General features: G+C 45.7%; 1 protein-coding gene. It reads right to left on the bottom strand.

Annotated features, from left to right (window positions below; translation table 11 throughout):
* The coding region (locus tag EMN46_RS18730; RefSeq protein WP_368667585.1) for a transposase at positions 1-631 on the bottom strand (631 nt) is incomplete at its 3' end.
* Between the last annotated feature and the right edge of the window lie 37 nt (positions 632-668).

Below are 668 nucleotides of genomic sequence, written 5' to 3'. Positions count from 1 at the left end.
TTTGCCGAATTACCGGGGCAAGGCCAAGATAGGCTGTAACTTCTTCACTTCTTTTAAAGCGTTTAGGGTTGAAAACTTCCGCTGCAAACGTTGTTGCTACAACTTTACCGACTCCTGGAACGGACCTCATTGCGGCAATGCGTTTTGCCTCGTCTTGTTCTTGGGTAAGTTTTTGTAATTGTAAATCAACTTGTYTTTGAGCGATAATAAAATATTGTAATTCACCCAAATGGCTATCCAGAGTTTCAGCTGCCCCAGCAGGCAAAGCTATTTCTCCAAGTGCTAAAACAGCAGACTTGCTCCAGCCATCTATCCCCGCAGGTTCAGCAACTCCTAATGCAAGCAGCAAAGATCTTATGCGCTGCTTTACTCGACGCAACGAATCTGTAAGCTGGTGACGTCTTCTCGATAAAGCTCGGAATGCTTCTTCTTTCTCATCAGGAATTGCGATTGATCGTATCAATCCTGAAGCTGCCAATTCAGCAAGTTTTATGCAATCAAGACTATCCGTTTTGTTGGTTGCGGAAACAGGGCGAGGAATGCGGCTTGGAGCAGCAACTATAACATTTATTCCAGCAGAACGAAGACTGCGTGCGAGGCCGAATCCTGTCGGTCCGGCCTCGTAACACACAGCTGCTATATGTATTTGAAGGGAAGTTAATCGCTGG

This window comes from Ancylomarina sp. 16SWW S1-10-2, assembly GCF_009669305.1.
Lineage (GTDB): Bacteria > Bacteroidota > Bacteroidia > Bacteroidales > Marinifilaceae > Ancylomarina.
Note: the sequence above shows the minus strand (reverse complement) of the source record. Positions and strands in the feature narration are given on the sequence as shown.